The sequence below is a fragment of the Legionella sp. PC1000 genome, assembly GCF_014109805.1.
GTDB lineage: Bacteria > Pseudomonadota > Gammaproteobacteria > Legionellales > Legionellaceae > Legionella > Legionella resiliens.
Genome location: NZ_CP059400.1, coordinates 1,613,356 through 1,637,532 on the forward strand (window position 1 = coordinate 1,613,356; position 24,177 = coordinate 1,637,532).

Genomic DNA, 24,177 nt, shown 5'->3' on the forward strand with positions numbered 1-24,177 from the left:
GTGCTTCCAAGTACTATAAATATAACCAAGTATTTATCGTATCTAAGGAAAATGAGTGGTAGGCACACCAGCGCTTAATAATACTATTATCTAATGTTGCTGATATCCCATGTACCCCCGGCGTCAGTTTTTCTTTCAGGAACGTTAATGCGGCAAGGTTATGGATATAAAATTCCGGATCGATATATTTCATTGGTGTGGGATCATTGAGTATAAAATTAACTGGCATTTTATGATTTAAGACTTCTTCATCACTAAAATGAGGGCCAAACTCATCATAGACACCTAAATTTGCCAGAATTTTTCCACTAAACCAGGAGTGAGGATAATCACTCATAATTGCTTTTTTTCCGGTTGCGGTAACAACCACATTCGCCTCGATTAATGCACGTTCCAGCGCGCTGAAATCCTGGGGATCGATCGCTTTGATACCCAAGTTTTGTGCTAAACTTCTTTGCTTTTCATTAGGGTCAACTACAAGGACAGGTACTTTATTTTGGCTGCAAAAATAGGCGAGCCCGCGCCCAATCTTCCCAAATCCAAATATAATCCATGATGTTTCTGCTGGATTGATTCGTGTTAATTGAGCCAGAGCCATATGACTGCTTTCAGCACATCCAAAAACTGTTTCGAGTTGTTTGGTCAATGTGCGATCCACACTAATTACAGGAAAGTTAAGCGCTTGTTGTCGATAAAATTGATCCCCTGAACCTGTTAGTTCGATTGCGCCAATTTTTGGCTTTCCCAAAAATTGATAAAGCTGAGCACCACAATCAAAATAAAGATCAAAAATTTCCCCGACAAGTGAATGAGGATCTTCTACATACCGAATCTTTGCTTCCTTTAAAGAGGATACCGCATGGGGATGGGCACGACAAAAGTCTGTAGGATTAGTGACTGTAACCTCAGCACCAGCTTCAATTAAGCATGCTATTTTTAATAAAGTATTCGTTACTACAGGAACATGATGGATTATACGTAATCCGGTCAAAGGGCGTGTGATGCTCCATTCAGCGATTTGTTCATACATAAAAGGAGCTTCTGTCTGCGGGTATTTTTGGAAAAATGTTTTTAGTGCGTCCTGCATCATGTCGTACAAACAGTAAAGAATGCCTCATCCTAGCATAATTTATTCATGCAGAATATTTTCTAAAAAAATAAAATTAGCCTGAGTACAGTACAACCTGAGGTAACGTTCAGTTTTTGATGAGAAACCTCCACAAATTTTTTCGCCTACGTACTGCGCTTTATGCGCGGTATCCAGGGGATCTTGCTATAGAAATGATCAGCAGCATCTTAAAATATCGTTCTGGAGATCGCGCATAAAGCGCGATACGTAGTAAAATTTAAGCAGTACGTAGAGAAATTTAAAATAAAAAACTGACGATCCCTCAGTACAGTACAACCCAGGCTACAATAATTTCTCTATTTATATTATGGTCTTAAAGACAATCTGTTCTCCTCAGTAGAAGAACTGCTAAAACCAAGCCAGTTTGCAATCCACTGCCAAAAACCAGGGTCTGGATCATGCTTTTTAACTTGAAAAAATGAATAATGCCTCAAATTCTCTTTTGGATTATTTATTTGTTTTAAATAGGTTAATTCATCACGGAACAGGGTACGAGTAGCTGTAGTATCATCGTCATTAATTTTTTGATTGATTGACTCAATCAATTCATCGAGATGAAGTAACTCTTCCTCAGTATAAGAATTTAGAATTGCTCTTTTGAGACGTTTTTTAGCCGTATCTTCATCGTTAAATTTCAGTTGGGACACTAAATCTTTTTTTAATTGAGTTCCATCATCATTAACCAGGATCGCATATTCTAGAAGATAGACTTCTTGTTCTGTCTGTGCCGATTTAATTAAATTTTTGTAGTGTTGAGCACGAGTTTGACCCCGATAATAATCAAAAAAATAAGAAAACCAGCTTAAAGTTTGATCCCGATGTTGCAGATAATAATCCAATGCTTGCATGCATCTTTTTTGCAAGGCAGCTAGATTAGGTTGGGGCGTAACTGATTTAGAAGGTAATCGTTCTTCATTTTTTTGTCGTGTTGGCGAACTCACGGAAGGAGGCGGTGGGAAATAGCTCTGAATCTCAGGTAAAACAAAACGCGCAGGTAAGTTTGTTTGTTCTAAGGTTTCACGAAGTAATGTTATTGTGGTATTAAATTCTTTTTGAGTTTCTTCATTTTGTCCTGAAAGCGGTTTGTTAAATTGCCTGAGTAAACAATAAAGCTTAAATTCCAATTGACACACTTGTTTAAAGCGAGGGTTTTCTATCAACCTTTCCAAAAGCGCAACATGTTCTTCATTCAGGTAATCCGGAGAAATATTTTGCCCTGCCATAACTCTTTTTATTTGCGCCAGATGATTTACTATCTCTGAATTTTCGATGGCCTTATCGAGATCAATGTTCTGCTCTCTAATAATCTTCTGGCATTCCTCGAATATTTTACCAAGCTCCTCAAGTGCTTGTTTTAATGGCAAACTGTTAAAGGTGTAGCGATAAATTTGATTGTTTAAATCAAGTTGTTTTTCTAGCATATTAAACTCAATACGTTCCAGAGTTTTTTGAATTACTTCTCGATATGGAACTGCGAGTTGAGTAAGGATATATGAGTTTGTGTTAGTTAGAAGTCGAAACAGCCGCGGGCGGACGTCAATTTTATCAAAGTGTGCTTCAAGATTTTCCAAGTATGCTTTAATGATGTCTCCATCATGCTCTTGAACCCATTGTTGCGAATCTGCATCCAAATCAGCCAATTCTTTATTCTCAATAAGATTGGCTAATGTTGCCCATTTTTTTTGCTTAAAAGCTGCATCTAATAATTTTTTTACACCGTATTTTTTTTCGAATAAAGGGATAACTTTTGCAAAAAGAACCGGATCTTTTAAAAAGTTTAAAATATTTTCATCGGGTTCACCTGGTAGATCACTTTGTTCAAACAAGGTATTAAATATCTTCTCATTCTTTTCTTTAATTGCACGTTTTAAAGGATTTAAATAGAGTGCAGTATTTTGGAATAAAGGATCGTGTTCTGGATTCTTAATCGAATTGAGTAATGAGGTTCTGGGGTTTTGTACATTAGCTTTTAATACTAATTGATAAAGTCTGCCATAACCTTGAGCATAGACTGTATCAAACAGAGTAGAAGTGGATTGATCGCCAAATAATTGATGAATAGCACTTTGCTGTTCAGTGGGACTCAGAGTAAATTCTTTGGTAAGCAGCAGGTTGGCTATTTTTGTTTGCTTTTGGGAACAGCTAAAAAGAAACAATTCTTTGAAATCTAATCCGAAATTAAGAGTAGATTCAATAAATGGTTCTAAAGCAGAATCATTACCTTTTTCTATTGCTTGTTTAAGTGATTCTACAAGAGGCTGTTTTAATTTAGTTTCTGGAGCTATGCTTCCCTGAGTCAAAAACTGAACAACTAATCTTTTATAGTTGCTGGCTAAAGCAGAAATAAAGATTTGTTCGGTTAATTCTTGTTCGAGTATTACTCTCTCTTTAGTCAGTAAAAAATCTATAGGTTTTAATAAATTATTGTGTTCTAGCAGAGATACAAGTTTTGGTTTTTGTTTTAAAGCTGGGAAGCTTTGTAGCAGCAATATGATCCCATTTTCATTTTTGTCTTGGATTAACTCATTAAGGAGTTCATCGAGTTCTTCCTCTTCCCAGGCTACTTTGCTGCATAATATTTTTCCTAGCCCCAGAAGCTTTCTTTTAAAGCAATCTTTGACCACCTTTTTTTGAGTGGACTCATCATGTTTCAATGAAAGTGTATCGGGCGGAAGCATGTTAACTACTCGATTGAGTTTAGTCAGTTTCCCAGGATCTGTAGTTGCATCATTGAGGTATTCATTAAAAAGCTGTGGTTCCTTTTGTACACAGAGCGTTATTGCCGGGGCAATATTCCAGTTTAAACTGTATTCTAAAAAGAGTTGCTTTATCTTAGGACTTGCTTTTGCAAAACACCTTTCGATGATTGAATAGTCATCATAGTCAAAACATAACATGAATAGTGCGCGTACGTCTTGGATATTGTGCAAGACATTAAAATTTAATTGGGCGAGTGTGGACAAAATCGATAAGTCTTCTTCTGCTAATCCTTTTTTATAGAGAAACTCCAAGGTTTCTTGTTCAAGATGACTTTTTTTAGATTCCAGTTTGCCCTGGAGAAATATGCTCATTTCTTTATTGCCGTTCAATATGGCAATAGTAAGCGCACCTTTGATTACTTCTTCAGGAAGATTATTTTGCCAGGCATTTTTGACATGCTCATTACGTCGCAGGAAAATCAATATATTGAGCAAGTTAGTTGAACCTATGGAAGTGTTTAAATCAATTAACTGATACTGATGTTCATCAATATTTTTCCAAACTGTAGACTGTTTTGTTTGTTCCGCCCAGGCGCGTGCATAAGTTTCGAAAATAGTTTTATCATTGCGTTCCATACACTGGGTGAGCAAATCTGGGGCTTGAATATCGATAGTAAACCCATTTTCGAGAAGTCTTTTCAGAGTAATCGCATTAATTTCTTCGATGACTTCTTTATTGAAAATGGAAGGGAATGACGTGGGATCAATTTTGGAAGTCGTTAATTGATTGATTAACAGATTTAAAACATGATGTTGGTTAGCAATGGCAGCACATTGAATTTGTTTGATTATTTGTTCTGGGGATAACTTACTTAAAAACTGATTTATTGTTACAGTATCTACTTCTTTTTTAACAAAAGTTAAAAGTTGCAAATGGTAATAAGTTGTTTGATTTTTAGGTTCTTGAGAGAGGCTTAATTGTTCAAATAACTTTAATATTTTACTGTAATCTGCCTCTCTTTTCATTAATAACAAGCGTGCTTTTACTGGTTCATTAAGAAACTTCTGCAGTTCATTTTTTAATTCATCGTGTTCTCTTGTAGGGTATGTTTGGAGATAATGGGCAATTAGCTTTTCTGCTTCTTTAAGGTTTCCAAATAGGGTGAGTAAAATTCCTCGCAAGATGGCATTTTTTAAAATCGGTGATTTAGGTTGTTGCAATAAAAGATCATTAAACTCGGGACGAAAATATTCCTTCCCTAAGTTATCATAGTTGATTTTCTTTTGTTGAAATAAGTATTTGAGAGTTTCGATATCACGTGCCATGGCCGCAAAGAAACTCGAATTCGCATCCGCCTGACTCACAAAGGCAATTTGATGTAATTCATCATGAGAAGGGTAGTGTTCAGGAGTTGCATTGGGATGTGCAAATGCACGAATTACTAGACCGAAAGAATCATCGTTATATTCAAAGCAGTCTTTAATTTCCTTGATTAATTCATCAACTGTTTCAAATTCTTTTGTTTTTCTATTGTAATTCGGATCGTAAACAGTATAAGTATATTTTCCATTTGCGACAGATAAAGCGATTGCATGGTTTTTACTGAAAATTAAATAGGATCGATTATTGCGGGCAATTTTTTTGAAGATTTCTCTCCAGTGTTCTTCATCTGTTATGAATCCTAAATTAAATTCATTTCTTAACGGTTTATTCCCAATATACAAGAGTTTTTCAATATCACTTTGCAGGATTTCATAATGACTGAACTCCTCAGTTCGGAATGCTTTTTCAACTTGGATTATGAACTGATCAATGGCATTATTGGTACCAAAACTATATGTACTGGGCAGGGTGGCTAACTTATCAAGCAAATAAAAAAATTGTGAGGTTTTATTTTCTAAAGCATATTTGATATATAAAGCAGCCAGTCCAGCACAAATTCCTTTTTTATTCAATTCAAAATCGATGTTGTTTTTTTGCTTTAGACAAAGATTTACTGCGCTAATAATTTTGCCTTGATTGGGCATAGTTCATCTCATTTATTTTAATTGTTGCGATTATAAGTGACATGTTAATTTAACTCAATTCATAATGATTTAAAATTATTCAATTTGAAACAAGCTAAGATTTCAGATTAGGAAAAATATAAAAATTTATAATTACGCTGTTAGAATAATTTCATGCGCAGGTGATCTTAAATTGTAATAAGAACTCATACAGTGTCCATAGGCTCCAGTATTCGCAATTAGAATGATGTCTCCTTCATGTGTGGCAGGCAATAAACGGTCGTATCCCAGTGTATCTCCTGATTCGCAAATTGGACCTACTACATGCGAGAAACCAGATTTTTCCGAGTATAACCGACTTAAATTGACAATTTCGTGATAAGCACCATATAAAGAGGGTCTGATTAATGAATTCATCCCCGTTTCGATTCCGATAAATTTTACTTCGCCTTTTTCTTTGCATTGAGTGACCTTGGCTAGGATGACACCACTTTCGGCAACAAAAAAACGGCCGGGCTCCATCCAGAATTTTAAATGAGGGTAATGCGATTTTACTGCCAATAAGCGTGCATCGAGTTTCTTGAGATCCAGGGGTTTTTGTCCTGGTTTTTCAACAATCCCTAAGCCGCCGCCTAAGTTAATGAATTGCACATTGGTAAATTGCTGAATAAGCGACGTGAGTATTAAAGCAGTTTGTTCCCAAAGTTCTGGGGTAAGAATTCCACTTCCTGAGTGCGAGTGTAAACCAATGATACGGATATTATTTTCCTGAGTCAGCGTTTTAAGTTGTCTTATATCCTTTTGATTAATGCCAAACTTTGATTCATTCCCCCCTGTCACGACGTGTTTGTGATGACCTGCGCCCGCACCTGGGTCAATACGCAGGATGATGTCGCGGTTTTGAAACAGCTCAGTCCAATATTCTAAAGGGTACAAATTATCTATTGTCACATAACAACCTAAGTTCATTGCAAATTCATATTCCGTTTTTGGTGCAAAATTGGGAGTAAATAAAATTCTTTTTTTGTCTATCTCTGGAAATAGGGCTGATATTCTCTTTAACTCCTGAATCGAAACGCATTCGAAACCAATACCTTCTTTTTCCAATATTTTTAAAATCGAAGGATGTGAGTTGGCTTTAATTGCATAAAATAAAGTGTCGATTGATTTTAGGTTCAGTAATTGTTTCGCCTGGGCTATTTGTGTTGCGCAGTGATAGACATAACAAGGTGAACGCGTTTCTGCAATTGCAAGCAAGGATTCTCGTTCAATTTGCCACCATGGGGTAGGGCGAGTTATTTTTTTTTCCGGTTTTTGGGGATGAAAAACTTTTCCCAATTGAATGATAAAATTATCCAAAATTGGATTATCTCCAAGTAGATAATCATCCGGTATCCTGCATAATTGTTCAAATGCTTCAAAAAATTGCTCCGTTTTATTCTCTAAAGCATAGTGTTCATATAAATCGGTCAGTCCAGTATAAGCCGCTGATTTATTTAATTTAAAATCCTTATTGGACTTTTGCCTGAGGCATAAGGTGAGCGCATCAATAATTCGGCTTTTTTGAGACATTATGGGCTCATAAGTTGACTCCGTCATATGAAATTATAATTTACAAAGAGAGCAAATTCAATTCACATTGTATTTGGTTTAATATTGCTCATGATGATGTATTAAATTTATGCTTGCAATTTTATTGATGCTCACATAGTCTGATTATTCAAACTAATGATCATAAGGAATTGATATGGCTCAAGATAAAATCAATATTGATGATGCAGGTAAAACAGGTGCATTACTGGCGCTTGGGAATACAATTTTAGCTCCTCTGTATTGGGTTGATGCTAAATTAGGTTTGACTACAGCAATTGTTGCGACCAGTGCATTTTTATATGGTGCCCATGAGATAGGTAAAAAAAGAAGAGCTGTTGGAAACGGAATAAATGGCATGAATTCCTTTTTTGGAGGAATCACTGGTGATAAAAGTACAGAAGTGCAAAATACTGTGAATAATATCGTAGTTGGAGGTGCGGCGATATTTGACGAAATTATGCCAAGTGAAACCAAGCGTCCATAATACGTATTTTTTTAATAAATTATCAAGGAAGAAGTAGTATGCCTAGAGATCAAATAAATCCTGATAAAGCATTAAAGACTGGTGCATTAATCAGTTTTGGAAATTTATTTATGTCGCCTTTTTATGGAAGATTAGGTCCATTTGCCTCACTGACTCTTACTGCTGCAGCATTATTTGGATTGCATGAAGTAGGCAGAAGCAAACAATCAGGAAATGGTTTTTGGGGCTTTTTTTCAAATAAGACTAATCCTGGTATCTCCGATGTAAATACTACAACGAACCATGTTGTCGAAGGGGGAGCCACTGTATTTGATCGGATTTTCCCCCCTGGGAAATGAAAATTGATAGAAGAGTACACAGCGGAACTAGCGATTCCATGAAAACCTGGCCCGTTGCGATACCCTGAATCTTATAAGTATCTCTGAAAAATCATTCCAACTCTACCTACATCCCGCGGCTTGTCCGCGGGATCCAGAAGATCTACCCTAAAACAATGGCCCCCGGGGACAAGCCGCGGGGCATAGGCAGAGATGTGATCAAGAGATAGCTGGTACACCCAGATAAAAATATTTATCCCAATTTATGAATTTTAACGAGCATACCAATCTGAGCATTATCGAGATAATAAACGATATCATCTTTTAGGCGTTGTTTTTGTGACACAGTGAATGAGGATTGTGGATTGTTGGGCGGTGATATCTGTAATTCTGCATCAAAAGAATAATAATTACTTTGCTTCACATTTAATGTGCCCTGTATTTGCCACCCATTATGGTCCACTACAGGGAGAGCGACACTGCTTTGATTATTGGCCGGTTGTCTCCATGAGTAATGACCCAAAACTTGATAATGCGATTTTCGACTTAGCAGGTAATATTCATCGCGCAGGCTGGATGAGGATGAAGATAACAAACGATAAGGTTTTCCTGATTTTTCTGTATCCACTTTCAAGGGGATAGCATTTGCACCCATTGGAATAAGAGGTGCATCAACGGCCATTTGCGGGTTTTGATTTGGATGGGCAAATATAATTAAATCAACTTGATAGGAAGACTTGGCTATAGTCAGGCAGGAGTATAGGATACTTAGTGTTATTATTATTAATCGTTCCATGGCTCAATTTATTTATTGTTATTATTTTAATGGACTTTACCCTGAATCTTATTGTAGCGGAATAAGGGATGGCCTTACTCGATTATACCTGCCTCCAAAGAGTTCACTCAACAACAATTTTGGGGAATTTGTCTGCATAATTAATTGGTTTTTTGGACAACTCAATAGCGCTCTTCATCGCTGTTTCAAGCAATGTATTTGTTAACTTATCGCGCGCTTGAGTCGCTGTAGGAGAACCCTCATCACAGTTTTGTCGTATGCGTCCATCTAAGGGAAGTTGTCCGAGTAATGTGGTTTGGTGTGCAGCACAAAGCGCTTCTGCTCCACCTGCACCAAAAATTGCTTCTTGATGTCCACATTGACTGCAAATATGAGTGGCCATATTTTCTATAATACCCAGCACATCAACTCCTGTTTTAGAAAACATGGTTAACGCTTTTTGTGCATCAAGAGTTGCCACGTTTTGTGGGGTAGTCACTACTATAGCGGCGGTGAGGGGAATTTTTTGTACTAAAGTCAATTGAATATCACCGGTACCAGGTGGTAAATCGATAAATAAATAATCCAGATCATGCCAAAGGGTAATATCCAACATTTGGATTAGTGATTTAGCAAGCATAGGACCTCGCCAGATTAGTGCTTGTTCACCATGTGTTAGATAGCCAATAGACATCGTTTGTACTCCATGCGCTTTTGCAGGAAGGTAATGTTCACCACTGATTTGCACGGGTTCCGTTTTGCCAAGCATTAAAGGCATACTTGGGCCGTAAATGTCAGCATCTAGAATACCTACTTGTGCACCTAAGCGAGCTAGTGCAGTCGCTAAGTTGACGGTTACAGTAGATTTTCCCACGCCTCCTTTTCCTGAAGCTACAGCAATAGTGTTTTTAACTCCACGCAAGCCTTTGCCAACGAGTTGCGTTCTGTGTGGTTTGATCCGTTGATTGATGTGAATTACTATGTGCTGATTTGGGAATGCTGATTGTAAGGCAGAAAGTAATAAGGGTTTATAATTTTCTTCAAGTAAGTGACAGGGAAATCCAGCAGTTAGGTTGATGAGCAGTTGATTATTTGTCATTTCAAGACTGCACTGTAAATTCATTTCTTTGCCTGTAAGAGCAAGAAACGGATCTTTTAGAGTACTCATCAAGTGGATTACAGTATTTTCAGTGGTCATGGATTGTCCCTTAAACACAAAAGAGGAATGATAACGCAGAGCAGTGTTATTTCATAGAATTTGTTTGCACAGATCAAACCGTAAGTTCTGAACGTTCATATTGCCAACTAACCCAATGATTGCTGGGAAGATAATAAATACCACAATAGACAGGAAGGGAGGTATGCTCTGATAGATAAGAACCGTATTCATCTAATTGTTGTCGGTGTTTCACCAATAAATCTCCATCTTCTTTTCCAGTTTTGAAATCAATAATCCAGCGTTTGCCTTGATCCTCAAAAGTACGATCAATAATGCGAGTAATGGGTCTATTTTGCTGTTCCACCAATAATTCGTATTCGTTTTGTTCTTGGTCATGTTTGCTAATAATCCAAAAGCCTATTTGATCCTTAAACATTCGGGAAATATGTTCCCGCATGCTAAATAGTGCCTCATGTAGGGTTTTGTCATCAAAACCTAACTTTATCAATTCGTAACGAGCGAGGTTCCAGGGAATTTCCGTTATAGCTCTTGGATGATTATCACAGATCCATTGCAATAATCGGTGAGTTACTATACCAATTAGCCTAGGAATACTTGTTGATAAAGGAGAAGACGTTGTTTTTATATTAAAATAAAGATTAGAAATTTCAGATTCTTTATTTTGGTAATAATCAAGGGGCAAGCCTAAGAGTTTAGGAAGAGACAAGTTTCTTTCTTCAACAAGGAGCGTGGGTTCATTTTCGGTAAATTCTAGATGCTTAAGAAGTGTTTTAAATGAAGCCTTAGAGGATCTGTCTGAATGATCCATTAAATACAAACGCGACTTGGCTCGAGTCACGGCAACATACAGTAATCGTTGTGTTTCATAATGGCTTTTTACTTCATCTAGTTGGCTTAAGTAATCATATAAAGCACAATGTTCCTGATGTGCAGCTTGTATAGGCGACATCAGTAATAAATTGCCCTGTTTTTGAGTCGGCAAATTCAGCCAGCGTAACATGGGATTATCGCCACGATTAGGTTGTGCGCCTATACCGGGTAAAAATACAGTATCAAATTCAAGTCCCTTGGACTTATGAATGGTCATCACGTGCAAACGAGAAGGATTTGCTTGCTGTGAATAGAGTTTATTGAATTCTGAGAGAAATTCTTTCATATCCGGTAAACGACCGTCTTGTTCATAGCGGTCAAGTAAGGTCCAGAATTGTTCGAGATCATTGAGTTGGTTGGTGTTTAGAATATTGTTAATGTGTAATTCTTTTAAAGTTTGAATTACCCAGACTGAGAGCCTGCTTTCATATCTTTGGGTCAGTGCTTTGTGCATGACGTGTATAAAGAAATTAGCGCGAACTCTTCCTTCCTCGCTTAGTCCATGGATTTCGTTTAAATGCAATAAGGCAAAGTAAATCGATTTTTTTTTGTTAAAGTGAGCTATGGCATGGATATCATTTAAAGCCAAACCACAATAAGGACTATGAAGTACAGCGAGCCAAGAGAGACGATTTGCTGGAGCGAGTAAAGCCTGGGTTAATGACCAAACATCACGCAGATGGCGTAGATTGGCTAATAAAGTGATATCAGTACCCCGATAGGGAATTTGATGTTGGCGCAAGAGGCGAATGATTTCACCAAGTTGGGTTCTTGAGCGGACCAGAATAGCCATAGTTTGCTCAGGATTGGTTTGCAATTCATCTTGAATGATTTCTATGAGTTTTTTTGCTTCCTGTTCTCGATTTTTAAATTGAATGGCGTGAATGGCGCTGTATTTTTCATCCTGAATAACATGTTTACTGGGATGAAATGAAACTGCGCCAGACTCTATATCAACTTGTTTGGGGAAGATATCGGAGAATTGATTGTTTACCCAGTTTACAATCGTTTGTGTTGAACGGAAATTGCAGCACAACTGCAGTGATTGGAGTTTGACGGAACCTATGCCTTGTTCTTTAGCGCGAAAGAATAATCCTACTTCTGCTTGCCTAAAACGGTAAATGGATTGCATGGGATCACCGACGATAAAAAGAGTTTTCCCATCTCCTTCCTCCCATCCACTGACAAGCCTGGTTAACAATTCAAACTGGGTAATCGAAGTATCCTGAAATTCATCAACAAGAATGTGATGAAGCGCATGATCTAAATATAAAGCCAGGTCGGTAGGATTTTCTACATCACCTAATGCACTTAATGCTTGCTGAGATATTGCAGTGAAATCAACTTCATTTTGTTCGCTAAATAAAACGTGTAAATGACCTACAAGAAGTGGAAGTAACAAAAAGAGTGCTTGCAGAACCTCCCATTGCTCAGGATCATATTCTGGCTCAGGTAAATTGCTGACTTGAATTAATGCTGCAAGGAAATCAGGATATTCATTGAGTTCGTTGAGCAATTCTTTGCTGGCATTTTTGAGTTTTTTATATTCATCCGGAGCACAGGAGGTACTGAGCAAACCCACGTGATGATCAAAACTTTTGCGAAAATGCGCATCTCCTGTAAGCAAGAGTTTACTTAAAGCGGCCGCAATCTCTTGATTGGTTTGTTGAAAATCATACCAATCTTTTAGCTGATAGCGCGGTGACTGGGGATTGTTTTCTATGATTGCCAATTCGCGAGCACATTGAGTCAACTCAAGAGCCAAATGTGAGGGCAAACTTTGTGTGAACCGTTTTAATTCATGCTGCTCTATAAGTCGCAGTGCGCGTTCAAAAGTTGATTTTTCTTGAGCGCGTGCTTGAAAGAGGGGAACTAACCATTGATCCCTTTGGGAAAGCAGTACGGTAAATAATTCAAGTAATCGATCCTGACGATTATCGACATGCAACAAGAGTGTTTTTATCGCTTTTTGATATTCAGGTGTTGTTAGAGCAAACTGAATACAGCGTCGACCAGCGTTTAAATAATGAGTGTTCGCTTTTTCGGTAATTTGTGAGTAAGCAATTTGTTTCTCCAAGAGAGGAATTGCCTGATTGATACTTTGGCATAAAGCGTCAATTGTAATGATTTTTAATCGATTCGGCTGATGTAATAAATTCCATTGAAAGTGGCTATCATGCTGAAGGGCTGCATGAGCAAAATCGAGTGTCATTTGTTGATGGGGTGTATTGGCTTTTATATTATTTGCTGCGTGTTGCAATGCAAGCACAATACGTTCGCGCATTTCACTTGCGGCTTTGCGGGTGAATGTTAATGCGACAATTTGTTCTGGGGCGGTTACAGTACTTAGCAATCGCAAATAACGCTGCGTAAGAATTTCAGTTTTACCTGAACCTGCTGGTGCTTGTACGATAAATGATATGGAAGGATTTGTGGCTTGGCTTCGTTGATCACTGTCGTCTAGCATTATTCTTTTTATCCGTGTATGTGTTTTTATTAAATGTTTTTGCCTGCATCCCGCGGGGAAGCCTCAGTGTGCAGGCAAAACTAGGTTCCTTAACCTGAATGGCGGCCTTTTCTTCTCCACGAAGAAGGAAACGCTAGTCTATAATGATTTCTTGGGCGGGTGGACGTAAATTGTAATGGGAACTCATACAACGACCATAGGCTCCTGCATTGGCAATTAATAACACATCACCTTCTTCGGTCACAGGTAATAATCGGTCATAACCTAAGGTGTCTCCTGATTCACAAATTGGACCTACTATATGAGAAAAACCAGCTTTTTCCTCATGCAATCGACTCAAATTGACAATTTCATGGTAGGCACCATATAAGGAAGGTCGGATTAGTGAGTTCATACCTGTTTCAATGCCCACAAATTTTACCTTTCCTTTTTCTTTACATTGAGTGACTTTGGCAAGAATAACACCGCTTTCTGCTACAAAAAAACGACCAGGCTCAAGCCAGATTTCAATATGTGGATAACGCGATTTTACTGCCATTAATAAAGCATCCATATTTGCAAAATCTAATGGTTGTTGCCCGGGTTTTTCTACGATACCCAAGCCGCCACCCAAATTAATGGATTGGGCATGTGGGAATTGTTCTGTTAGAGAGGCAAGCATTAATGCGGTTTGCTGCCATAACTCTGGAGTAAGAATGCCGCTACCTGAATGTGCATGTAAACCAACAACCTGGATTTTATGCTTCTTGGTTAGTGCCACAACCTGGTCAAGGTCATTTTGCGTAATGCCAAATTTTGACTCATTTCCCCCGGTTGAAACATGTTTGTGGTGGCCAGCACCAGTCCCTGGATCAATACGAATAATGACTTCGCGATTTTTAAATAAGTTAGGCCAATGTTCCAGAGGGTATAAGCTATCTATGGTAACATAACAACCAAGATTTAACGCATATTCGTACTCTGTTTTGGGTGCAAAATTAGGGGTAAACAAAATTCGTTTTCGGTCTATGCTGGGAAAGAGTTCCAATACTCTGTCTAATTCTTGAATGGAAACACATTCAAAACCGATGCCTTCATGTTCCATGGTTTTTAAAATCGATGGATGAGGATTGGCTTTAATCGCATAAAACAAAGTATCAATCGATTTTAAAGCCAACAATTGTCTTGCTCGAGCAGCTTGAGTTGGACTATGGTAGACATAACAAGGCGAATTAAGCGAGGCAATAGTTAATAAACGATCGCGCTCTTTTTCCCACCAAGGAATATCTCGAACAGCAGGCTTGCCAAATTCTTCATGCCAGCTTTTTGAATAATAGAAAATTTGGGGATTATTTTCTATGAGTAAATGATGCAGCTTCTGGCATAATTGATTCGCCTGCGATTCATCAACGACAAAAGTTAGGTTTAAGTCATTGGATGCGAGTGACATTAAATAGACTTGTTTTGCTTCAAACACTTCTAAGGCTGGGCCGAGTTGAGGCAATACAGTTCTGATGTGATGACCTACGAGGCTTACAGCGCTACAAGGCTCAATAAGCTTGGCGCGACCAAATTGATTCAATTCAGCGAGTAAGGCATTAATTGCTGGGCGGTCATGTATTTTACTATTGATATCCAGAGACAGTGTTACGTTAAACTCAGAGGAAGAGAGTAAGTCTACTGAAAAACCATGATGTTTGAAGGCAGTAAATACATCAGATAAAAATCCAACTTGTTGCCACATGTGCAAGGTATCTATAGAAATCAGTAAAATACTGTTTTTGATTTGAATGGATTTTATTAATGGTGCTGTTTCATCAATATCCTTAGTGATGAGTGTTCCCGAATGTTCTGGCATTTGTGTAAATTTGACTGACATTGGAATATTGGCACGCCGAACAGGAGGAATACAATTGGGATGCAATACTTTCGCTCCCATTGTCGCAATTTCCTGAGCTTCATCATAATTTAATTTTTTCAATAAGCGTGCCTGTGGCAATTGATGAGGGTTTGCAGTATAGATTCCTGGGACATCAGTCCAGATTTCACAAGATGAAGCTTGGAGTTTTCCAGCAAGCAAAGCTGCGGAAGTATCCGAGCCTCCACGCCCTAACAAAACAGTCTCGCCTTGAGGATTTGCAGCAAAAAAACCTTGGGTAATAATGGCTTGGGCACCGCTCGAGATAAATTGTTCAACTAATTCAGGATCATGTTCACTCTCACAACGAGCAGACAGATAATTTGCGGCCACCCCATCAGGGAATGGTGTACTGGTTAAAAGTTCACGTGCATCATACCACTTACAACAAATTTCTTGTTTTTCGAGAAATGCATGACCTAGGCGAGTCATCATCAGTTCACCCATGCTTAAAATTTCTGCATGCGTTTTTGCAGGGGCTTGTTTTAGTAAGGCAATGCCAGTGAGCCACTGCTCTAATTGCAACAAATCCTTGGAAATTAATTCAGAATCTACTTCCAGCTGTTCAGCAAGATGAATATGTCCATGACGAATATCAGCAAGAATGCTCTGATGTTCATTGATTAAAGCAGCCTCAATGGCTTTTTCAAGTTTGTTAGAAATTTGCGTTAGTGCGGAGCATACGATAACGGGCTGTACCCCAGAACTCATATGTTTTTTAGTTATGGAAGCAATATTATTCCAAGTGTTACGAGTTGAAACGCTAGTGCCGCCGAATTTAGTTACTATTTGTCGCATGATTCATTTCCGCACAAAATTAAAACACATTAGCATGGACGGGAGTAGGTGTACAAGTAGTCTAAATGTTTTGAATTAGAGATTTACCGATTATTTTCTTATTAATTAACCATGATGAACTTAATTAAATCACTATGGACCAATATTCATTACTTATTGAATACAAATAAGAAAAAAGTGTTTTTAGGGTGTTTTTAATGATTTGAAAACAGGGTACACTCGCTATTTAGTGGACGTATTTTATCAATTTTTTGAAGTATGATACTTGAGGAGTAAGGAGTGAAAAATATGCACAAACCTTTAAGGACACTAGTTAGCGCGGCTGTTATTAGTGTTCTGGCTGCAGGTGGAGTTCATGCAGCAGGATTCTCTTTATACGGAGAGGGCGCTGGGTATGCAGTCGGTAACTATGCTGCTGGTTCTGCAGCTGAAGCAGCTGACGCATCAACAGGTTGGTATAACCCTGCTGGCTTAGCCTTAATTCGTGAGCAGCAAGTAGTGTTTAGTGGTGTTGGCATATTTCCTACTATGAAATTGGATGGCACGAGTACGTTTACTACTCGTACTGGTCCTGCTTCTGTTCAATACATACAAGATTTCAACGGGGTAGATGGAAGCTACAATGGATTTGTTCCTTCATTCCATTATGCTCGTCCTTTAGGCGAACGTACTACCTTTGCTCTAAGTGTCACTTCTCCATTTGGGTTATCTACTGATTGGGCTCCTGATTCTCCTGTACGCTATTCAGCGACCTATACCGAAATTTTAACCATGAATGTTTCGCCAGAATTAGGTACTCGACTCACGGAACATTTTGCATTGGGAGCGGGCCTCGATATTCAATGGTCCCGTGCTAAATTTAATCAAATAATTGGCGCACCCACTTTGTTCCAAATTCTTGGAGATGATCCTGCGCTTGTTGACACTTTAAGTTACAACAAAGCAAAATCTTATGGGGTTGGTTTCCATGTCGGGGTGATGGGAATATTTAATGATAATCACACCCGCATAGGTATTAATTATCAATCCAGAATAAGACATGTTTTCTACGGGCATAGCCGCTTGACTGGAATATTGGCTAATAATGATTTTAATCTGATTTTCCCGGTATTACCCCCTTCAACAACCCGTATAAACAATGAATTATTTAGTGATCCACAAGAATTCCCAGATGTACTTACATTAAGTGCTTATCAGGATATCAATGAAAAGTTAGCTTTATTAGGATCTGTTGTTTATACCGGTTGGGGTGTTTTTAAACAAATTCAATTAAATAATGTTGCGGTACCCAATATTGGCCCTCCATTACTTTTTAATGTGACCCAAGCAAATATTAACAGCCTTGTACCACAAAACTACCATGATTCTTGGCGTGTTGCTCTTGGTGCAAATTATCATGTGAATCCAAAACTTATGCTGCGCGTAGGTGGTGGTTATGATCAGACTCCAACAAATGATATAGATAGAAATATTCGTTTGCCTGATATTGATCGTTGGGCAATTGCTGTTGGTGCCCATTATCAATGGCGACCCACTATTGGTGTCGATCTAGGATATACTCACCTGTTTGCTGGAGGTAAGCCAGATGTGAATTCTGTTCAGGCTCTTTCACAAACCTCTACATACAATGTGAGTGTTAATGACGGTCACTTCGCTGCGGATCTTGTGGGTGCTCAATTGACATGGGTTATGGATAAAGTTCCCGAAGTGCCTACTAAATAATTATTTTATAAATGATCACGATGAATAAAAAGCCACTTCAAGTGGCTTTTTTATTTACTCCTCTGGTAAATAATTAAGTATCCCGTGCTCAACGTGGTACAACCAACCCTTCGAACGCAGCTTCCTAAGCTCAGCACACCAGCCGTAAACTGTTACTTCTATTTTATTAATATTTAGCTTAGAAGTTAGCCTGTGAAGCCTGGTTGTTTGCAGCCAGGATCTAATAGAGTACTTTCTGTGAAAGTTGTGGTTGCAAGCAACTAGGCTACTCTGCTGATCTTATGGGTACTCAAATAGATGGAGGCGAAATTCGCCTCCTTACTGATATACATGAAGATAATTAATTTTTGATAATGGTTGCCTCACCTAGGCCATTCACAAAAAGGGTGTATCCGTTCTTTGATAAATATTTTGGATTGATATCACCGGTATCTAGATCCATACGAACTTCTCCAACTTCTATGGGATTAGCTGTATTAGTAGCCATTTTAATTATTGCAGAACACTGTTTACCCGTTGTATGTCCGTAGCAGGCCAATTTTACGAGATTCCAATAAACTTTTTGTGTTGAATTGGGGGCAGTAGGGTAGGGAGAAGGGACGCCCGCAATGTATGCATTTGATTCTACAGGAGTATTGTTATGGGTGATTAAATAAACGGGACTTGCGAAAGCTGTTACAGCGCTTAAACCTAAAACTACTGCTGAAAAACCTTTAAATATTAAATTCATTATATCTTTTTCTCCATTTAATTATAAGTGATTCGTTAGAAGTTAATATGTTCGCTAAGGTAGTGAAAAAATAACTGTTCTTAACCAATCGGATTTTTTACATCTTTAAAACGCATCAAAGAGTATATCGCAAAATAACTTAGTGTCTATTACCATTAGTTGTAAGCACTATTGGAATGGCAAAGTGTTAAGCTAGGGCGATTATGCTTATGATTTATTCTCACTCAATAAACGTGCGATATCTTTGGCAAAGTAAGAAATAATAAAATCTGCTCCAGCACGCTTTATCGCAACCAAACTCTCTATTATGGCTTGCTTTTCATTGATGAGCTTGTTTTGAGCCGCGATTTTAATCATCGAATATTCACCGCTTACTTGATAGGCACAAAGAGGTACCTCAGGGAAATGTTGTTTTAGCCTCGCTATAATATCCAGGTAAAATCCAGCAGGTTTTACCATGATCATATCGGCGCCTTCCTCAATGTCCAAAGCTGTTTCTCTTAAAGCTTCAGAACTATTCGCAGGATCCATTTGATAGGCCTTACGATCCCCAAATTTTGGTGCGCCCTGAGCTGCCTCTCTAAAAGGTCCATATAAGCAGGAACAGTATTTGGCACTGTAACTTAAGATAGGGATATGCTGATATCCTTGTGCATCCAAAGCCTCACGAATGACGCGAACCATCCCATCAGTCATTCCACTCGGTGCAACCCAATCTGCGCCAGCTTGTGCATGACTTACAGCTTGTTTTGCAAGAAAAGCCAAGGTCTTGTGGTTATCAATGCATTCTCCTGTGAGTACACCACAATGACCATGATCCGTGTATTCACAAAAACAAAGATCAGTAATAATTAGGATGTCCTTATTTACAGCACGAATTGCTTTTATCGCTTTTTGAATAATTCCTTCATGATTAAACGATTCACTACCATAAGCATCCTTATATTTGGGTATGCCAAATAAAAGCACTGCGGGAATACCTAAGGAGGTAAGTAATTCAATTTCATTTGGAATACAATCGAGGCTTAATTGAAATTGACCAGGCATTGCATTTATTTCTTGTGGCTCATTCAGTAGTTCACTGATAAATAAAGGAGCTATGAATTGTTGCGGATGTAAGCGTGTTTCTTTAACTAAAGCACGAGACATTGCACTATTTCTTAAACGAGTTAACCTTAACGGTATATTATAATCGGTCATGAAATTAATCCTGTTATGTAGTTCACTTCGATACGGCCACGAGAATAAAGATGTATTTTAACACAACTCCCGTAGTCTGGGTGAAGCATCTGTCTCTTGATCCCATCTCTGTCTACTCCCCGCAGTGTGCCTGCGGGCTCCAGTGTTTTAGTGCAGAACATCTAGAGCTCGAGGACACGCTGTGGTAGGTCGGAGTGGTGCTGGACTGGTTTCTCAACGATGTGTAGACGATGCAGCTGAGGATACCCGAACCCAGGTTGTGGCTTGCGCCTTCACCCAGACTACAAAGTATTCCAAATTAGCTGGAGGGTTTTCCTTTTTTAATTTTATTAGTTTTTTTATTTGAGGTATACAAAAAATCAATAGCACTACTCGTATCGCTATTACTTACTTGAATACTAAAAAACTTGTTGAGTAAGTACCTTAGGGTCAACATGTTTGTATCTGTTTGAGATAATCCAATGCTATAGCTTAAATAAAGACGCTTTGAAAGTGATTTTCCAACCATAAAAGAAGTAGTATCACTCGTAGTATTGGTTAATTGGTTGTAGTTCGTATTCGTTTGCACATTAAAATCAATACCTGCAGTTTGTTTGAGTTGCTCTAAAAGTTGGAGACTCTTTGTGTCGCTTCCTAGATTCATAGAAGATATAGCCGCGAGAAGCAACTGCCCCCCTGCCTTGTCTGCTTGGTTTGCCGGACGCCCTAGGACAAGCAGGGAAAGGATATCTGCTTGAGAAAGAGATGCAGGCTCGGAAAATAATTGAATTTTAGGGCGAGACAATCGACCTGTAGCTTCTACGCCTAAAATCATCGTTTCTCCGTAATTAATATTTTGATTTGTACTATTAAAGTCCAAAAGTTGGCTTGAGGTGGCAAAAGTTGTTGGCGTAGTTCTAATTTTTTTTGCTGCACGGAGATTAATTCCTGGATTATTCATAGGCCCGCCAAAGGTTAATTGGCCCTGTTGAATTGCTAAATTCTGTCCATAGGCTTTATAAGTACCATCTCTAACTGATAATTCGCCATAAGCATTGATTGAACTTTGTTGTTGTTTGATATTCAATGTTCCATCTAAATGCCCTCTTAATCCTTTTGCATTGACTAAAACTTCTTTCCCCATTTCGAGCTCAATATCCATATTGTTAATCAAGGTAAATGAAGGAGATGTTTTTTCCTTATGCTTATAGACCACATCATCGGGTAAAGAAACGCTGTTGTTAAATGAGCGGGGTTTAATTTCAGCATAAGGAACCAAAATAGTACCAGAAAGGGATTGTAGACTTGGGGTTAAATGTAGCTTGAGTTTGGGTGAAATATTGATTTTGTATTCACTGGTTTGAACCAATGGAAAATCATTGCCTTCAAGAGTGAAATTCCCTGTAAATTGAGATCTTAAACTTCCTTTTCCGGCAATTAATAAATAATGACCGGCTGATGCTGCTGAACCTGTTGCTTCCCAAGAACGTTCATTGCCGCGTACATTCATTTCGAGGGTATCGATATTAAGACCCAGTTTAGGTAAGGAAAGACGTGTTTTACTAAGGATTAAATGACTTTCTATTTTTCTTTTACTCAAAGTACCATTAACTTTTAATGAAGCAATCAATTGCCCTTTGAGTTCGTCAATTTCAGGGCTAATTTTTTCCAAAAAATTAAGAGAATTTAATTCCAATGATAATTCGCTATTTATAGCTTGGTCGTCCTGTAAGCCAGCATCAAGGGTAAACTTAGGCAGATTAAATTGCAGTTTTAAATTTTTATTTTCATCAATTGCCAAAATACCGGATCCTTTAAGCTGTTCTGGTGAAAGGATGATCTTTAAAGACCCGCCCTTAAATTGAACAACAGGAAGGGCATCATTATTGGGGTCATGATAAAAACCAGGATGTATTGTTAGCAATAAATTACCTTGATTTTTGGCGGTGATTTCGCCATGAGTCGATAAATTAGTATACAAACGAGCGTGTTGAGCAGAACTACTTTGAGGTTGGGTTAGGTTGGCATTAAAAGTCCACTGCCAGGGCAAGGTTCCGCGAATCGTTGCATCCATTAGCCACTGATCTTTGGGTACAGTAGTTATTTGTGAGTGCATATTGATTCGCATATTTGGTAAAACACCGGTTGCAGTGATTGTTCCTTTTTCACTGTCTATGATTTTATCTTTTGCTCTATTCCAGTGCAGACCTTTCCATCGAGCGGTCACTAATTGACTTTCTCGCAAAGAATGCGGCTGCCATTGTACTTCAAATTGTTCTATTGTTACTTTAAATGATTTATCTTTGTATTCAATTTCGTTCAGAGTAAAGTGGTTTAGTATGCTGCCTTCAAGTTGCTGAATTTTTAGAGTACCAGGAAGGTATAGGCGACTAAATTGAATAAGAGTATGCAGCCCTGGTTTTGTATCCAATAAAAATAAGACTATTCCGGCAAGTAAAATAAGGAATAAAGAGCTTATATAAAGTGTTTTAACGCACACTCGAAGAAATTTTATCAGAATTCGTTTCATAAATCGGGTCCCATGCTGATTACCAAACGAGGGTTGTTTCCGTCACGGTGCCATCGATTATTAATTGTCTGAGCCAACCCAACTTTAATTGGACCTATAGGTGAAACCCACATTAAACCACCACCTGCATCATAATAAGCTGTTAAAGGGGCTGGATTGTAAACAGCTCCTGCATCATAAAATCCGATCAGATACCAATTTTTTTTGGTTTCCTTTTGAATTTCAAAACCAGCATAACTAAGTATTCTGCCTGGACCTATTGAATTAAAGCCAAATGCTTTTAAATTATCCATTCCTCCCAAAAGTAATGCAAGTGATATAGGTTGCTGATTAATATTATTGATTGCAGTAAATCCTTGAATTGCATGCCCGTAAAGACGTAAACGCAGAGGTTCTATTCGCATCGCAGCTTTCATATCCAATGAAATCTGAGCAAAATTAATAGTAGAAAGAAGGGATTTACTTGCTGCAAGACCATTAACCGAAATATTATATCCTGACGGTGAAAAAAGTAGATCTTGGGTTTTGCTAAACGTCAAACTTGCTTTGGGATAAAGTAGAAATTGCTTTGTATTTTCCTCAAACGAATAATGAAATCCTTCATAAAGTGTATTTATAGAGAGTATTCGTTGATAATTGGTTACCCGATGTTGTTGGGCGAGGGAGATAAGATATGAATTACTGTATCCTGCGGTGTAATTTAAATTCGAAAAATTTCCCGTCAGTGTGTATTGATCATTGACAGGATTTTTACCAGGAACAATATATTGGGCTTGTAATGCATTTTGAACAAAAGATCCTTGAGCCATGAGATTGAATTTATGTCCTTGGCGATTAACGGGTGCTACATGCCATGCAGCTCGGCCACGAACTCCTGTATCTGTTCCATATCCTGCACCCAGAGTGTAAGAATATTTGGATGCAGGTTCAGTATCGATTTGCACCGGAACTATTGAGCTTTCAGTAATTTGTGGTTTAACAAGTACAGAACTAAAGTACCCGCTACTTGATAAGTCATTATTTAGCTGAAGTATTTTATCCCCGGAATAGATTTGTCCCGGATGAAATGGAACAAAACGATGCAGTAACTTAGGATCAATGTATGTGGGATTGAACTGTATTTGTCCAAAATAATAAAGAGGTCCAGTATCAAGAATCAGTGTAATTTCTGCCGTATAATTCTCTTCATCGATTAAAATTTCACTTTTCTTAAATCCAGCACGCATGTAACCTTGATTTTCTGCTGTATCGAGAAGTTTTAATTTGGTTCGCTCGTATTGCTCTGTGAAGAGAGGATCTCCTTGTATTAACGGCACATTTTTTATTGCATCACGCAGGATAGGATTGCGGAAGCCTTCACCAGAGAGTTCTATTTTAAGCCGTGAAATTTTGATTTGTGGACCTGGATGGATTATGACGGTCAATTGGTGCGCATTAGGCTTTCGTACAGTAGCCTCTGCTTTAAAATAGCCAAAAGGCTGGATTGCCTGAATGACTTGTTCTTGCAATTCTTCTTGACTGAATTGTGCAAGAGGTTTTAATTTCTGGAGTTCATTCAAACGTTTTTCAACGTTTGCTTCGACTTTTCCGGAAACTCCGAAAATTGTAATGGATACTGGAGCATTGTTTTGAGCGAATAACGCAAAACAGGTAATGAGAAGTATCAGATAGAGTAGTTTTTTCACGATAGTCTCAGTACTTTTTTCACCAAAAATGTTCCTACCTGCATTAGAAAACATTTTGAGAATATACACTTAATCGAGTAGAAGGGCTAGGGTGATATAAAAGGGTATATAATCA

The 24,177-nt window shown here is 38.2% G+C and carries 13 protein-coding genes and 1 pseudogene; 3 read left to right on the top strand and 11 right to left on the bottom strand.

All coding sequences use genetic code 11. From position 1 onward, the window contains the following. Positions 1–13 precede the first annotated feature (13 nt). The 3 genes and pseudogenes from FOLKNPGA_RS07060 to lysA form a co-directional block, all read right to left on the bottom strand. Positions 14–1,090, bottom strand: a complete 1,077-nt coding sequence (locus FOLKNPGA_RS07060) for a saccharopine dehydrogenase NADP-binding domain-containing protein (RefSeq protein ID WP_370529193.1) — start codon at positions 1,088–1,090, stop codon at positions 14–16. A gap of 344 nt (positions 1,091–1,434) precedes the next feature. Beyond that, positions 1,435–5,856 carry a hypothetical protein gene (locus FOLKNPGA_RS07065; protein ID WP_182352368.1) on the bottom strand — a complete coding sequence of 1,474 codons (4,422 nt, stop codon included), beginning with the start codon at positions 5,854–5,856 and terminating at the stop codon, positions 1,435–1,437. Between the two features lie 132 nt (positions 5,857–5,988). After that, positions 5,989–7,128, bottom strand: a pseudogene (gene lysA / locus FOLKNPGA_RS07070) (diaminopimelate decarboxylase); the annotation flags it as partial. A gap of 454 nt (positions 7,129–7,582) precedes the next feature. Between lysA and FOLKNPGA_RS07075 the strand changes: the two are divergent. Further along, positions 7,583–7,912 (top strand): hypothetical protein, encoded by a 330-nt coding sequence (locus FOLKNPGA_RS07075; protein WP_182352370.1) that lies wholly within the window; start codon positions 7,583–7,585, stop codon positions 7,910–7,912. 38 nt (positions 7,913–7,950) lie between these two features. Next, entirely contained in the window at positions 7,951–8,250 is a 300-nt protein-coding gene (locus FOLKNPGA_RS07080; RefSeq protein WP_182352371.1) for a hypothetical protein, read from the top strand. Between the two features lie 232 nt (positions 8,251–8,482). Here FOLKNPGA_RS07080 and FOLKNPGA_RS07085 read toward each other — a convergent pair whose 3' ends face one another. The 4 genes from FOLKNPGA_RS07085 to FOLKNPGA_RS07100 form a co-directional block, all read right to left on the bottom strand. Further along, positions 8,483–9,025, bottom strand: coding sequence for a CsiV family protein (locus FOLKNPGA_RS07085; RefSeq protein ID WP_182352372.1), 543 nt, complete (start codon positions 9,023–9,025; stop codon positions 8,483–8,485). Between the two features lie 103 nt (positions 9,026–9,128). Further along, positions 9,129–10,202, bottom strand: coding sequence for an iron-sulfur cluster carrier protein ApbC (gene apbC / locus FOLKNPGA_RS07090; RefSeq protein ID WP_182352373.1), 1,074 nt, complete (start codon positions 10,200–10,202; stop codon positions 9,129–9,131). 73 nt (positions 10,203–10,275) lie between these two features. Further along, on the bottom strand, positions 10,276–13,521 hold the full coding sequence (locus tag FOLKNPGA_RS07095; protein WP_182352374.1) for an exodeoxyribonuclease V subunit beta: 3,246 nt from the start codon (positions 13,519–13,521) through the stop codon (positions 10,276–10,278). 133 nt (positions 13,522–13,654) lie between these two features. After that, a complete protein-coding gene (locus FOLKNPGA_RS07100) occupies positions 13,655–16,216 on the bottom strand; it encodes a bifunctional aspartate kinase/diaminopimelate decarboxylase (protein ID WP_182352375.1) in 2,562 nt (853 codons plus the stop codon). Positions 16,217–16,495: 279 nt separating this feature from the next. Between FOLKNPGA_RS07100 and FOLKNPGA_RS07105 the strand changes: the two genes are divergently transcribed. Continuing rightward, entirely contained in the window at positions 16,496–17,938 is a 1,443-nt protein-coding gene (locus tag FOLKNPGA_RS07105; protein ID WP_182352376.1) for an OmpP1/FadL family transporter, read from the top strand. 340 nt (positions 17,939–18,278) lie between these two features. Here FOLKNPGA_RS07105 and FOLKNPGA_RS07110 read toward each other — a convergent pair whose 3' ends face one another. The 4 genes from FOLKNPGA_RS07110 to FOLKNPGA_RS07125 form a co-directional block, all read right to left on the bottom strand. Beyond that, positions 18,279–18,668 carry a hypothetical protein gene (locus FOLKNPGA_RS07110; RefSeq protein WP_182352377.1) on the bottom strand — a complete coding sequence of 130 codons (390 nt, stop codon included), beginning with the start codon at positions 18,666–18,668 and terminating at the stop codon, positions 18,279–18,281. Positions 18,669–18,875: 207 nt separating this feature from the next. Further along, entirely contained in the window at positions 18,876–19,868 is a 993-nt protein-coding gene (gene hemB / locus FOLKNPGA_RS07115; RefSeq protein ID WP_182352378.1) for a porphobilinogen synthase, read from the bottom strand. Between the two features lie 298 nt (positions 19,869–20,166). Further along, positions 20,167–22,377: a translocation/assembly module TamB domain-containing protein gene (locus tag FOLKNPGA_RS07120; RefSeq protein ID WP_182352379.1), complete on the bottom strand. Its 2,211-nt coding sequence runs from the start codon at positions 22,375–22,377 to the stop codon at positions 20,167–20,169. After that, on the bottom strand, positions 22,374–24,062 hold the full coding sequence (locus FOLKNPGA_RS07125) for an autotransporter assembly complex family protein (RefSeq protein WP_182352380.1): 1,689 nt from the start codon (positions 24,060–24,062) through the stop codon (positions 22,374–22,376). Before FOLKNPGA_RS07125 ends, FOLKNPGA_RS07120 begins: the two co-directional genes overlap by 4 nt. Between the last annotated feature and the right edge of the window lie 115 nt (positions 24,063–24,177).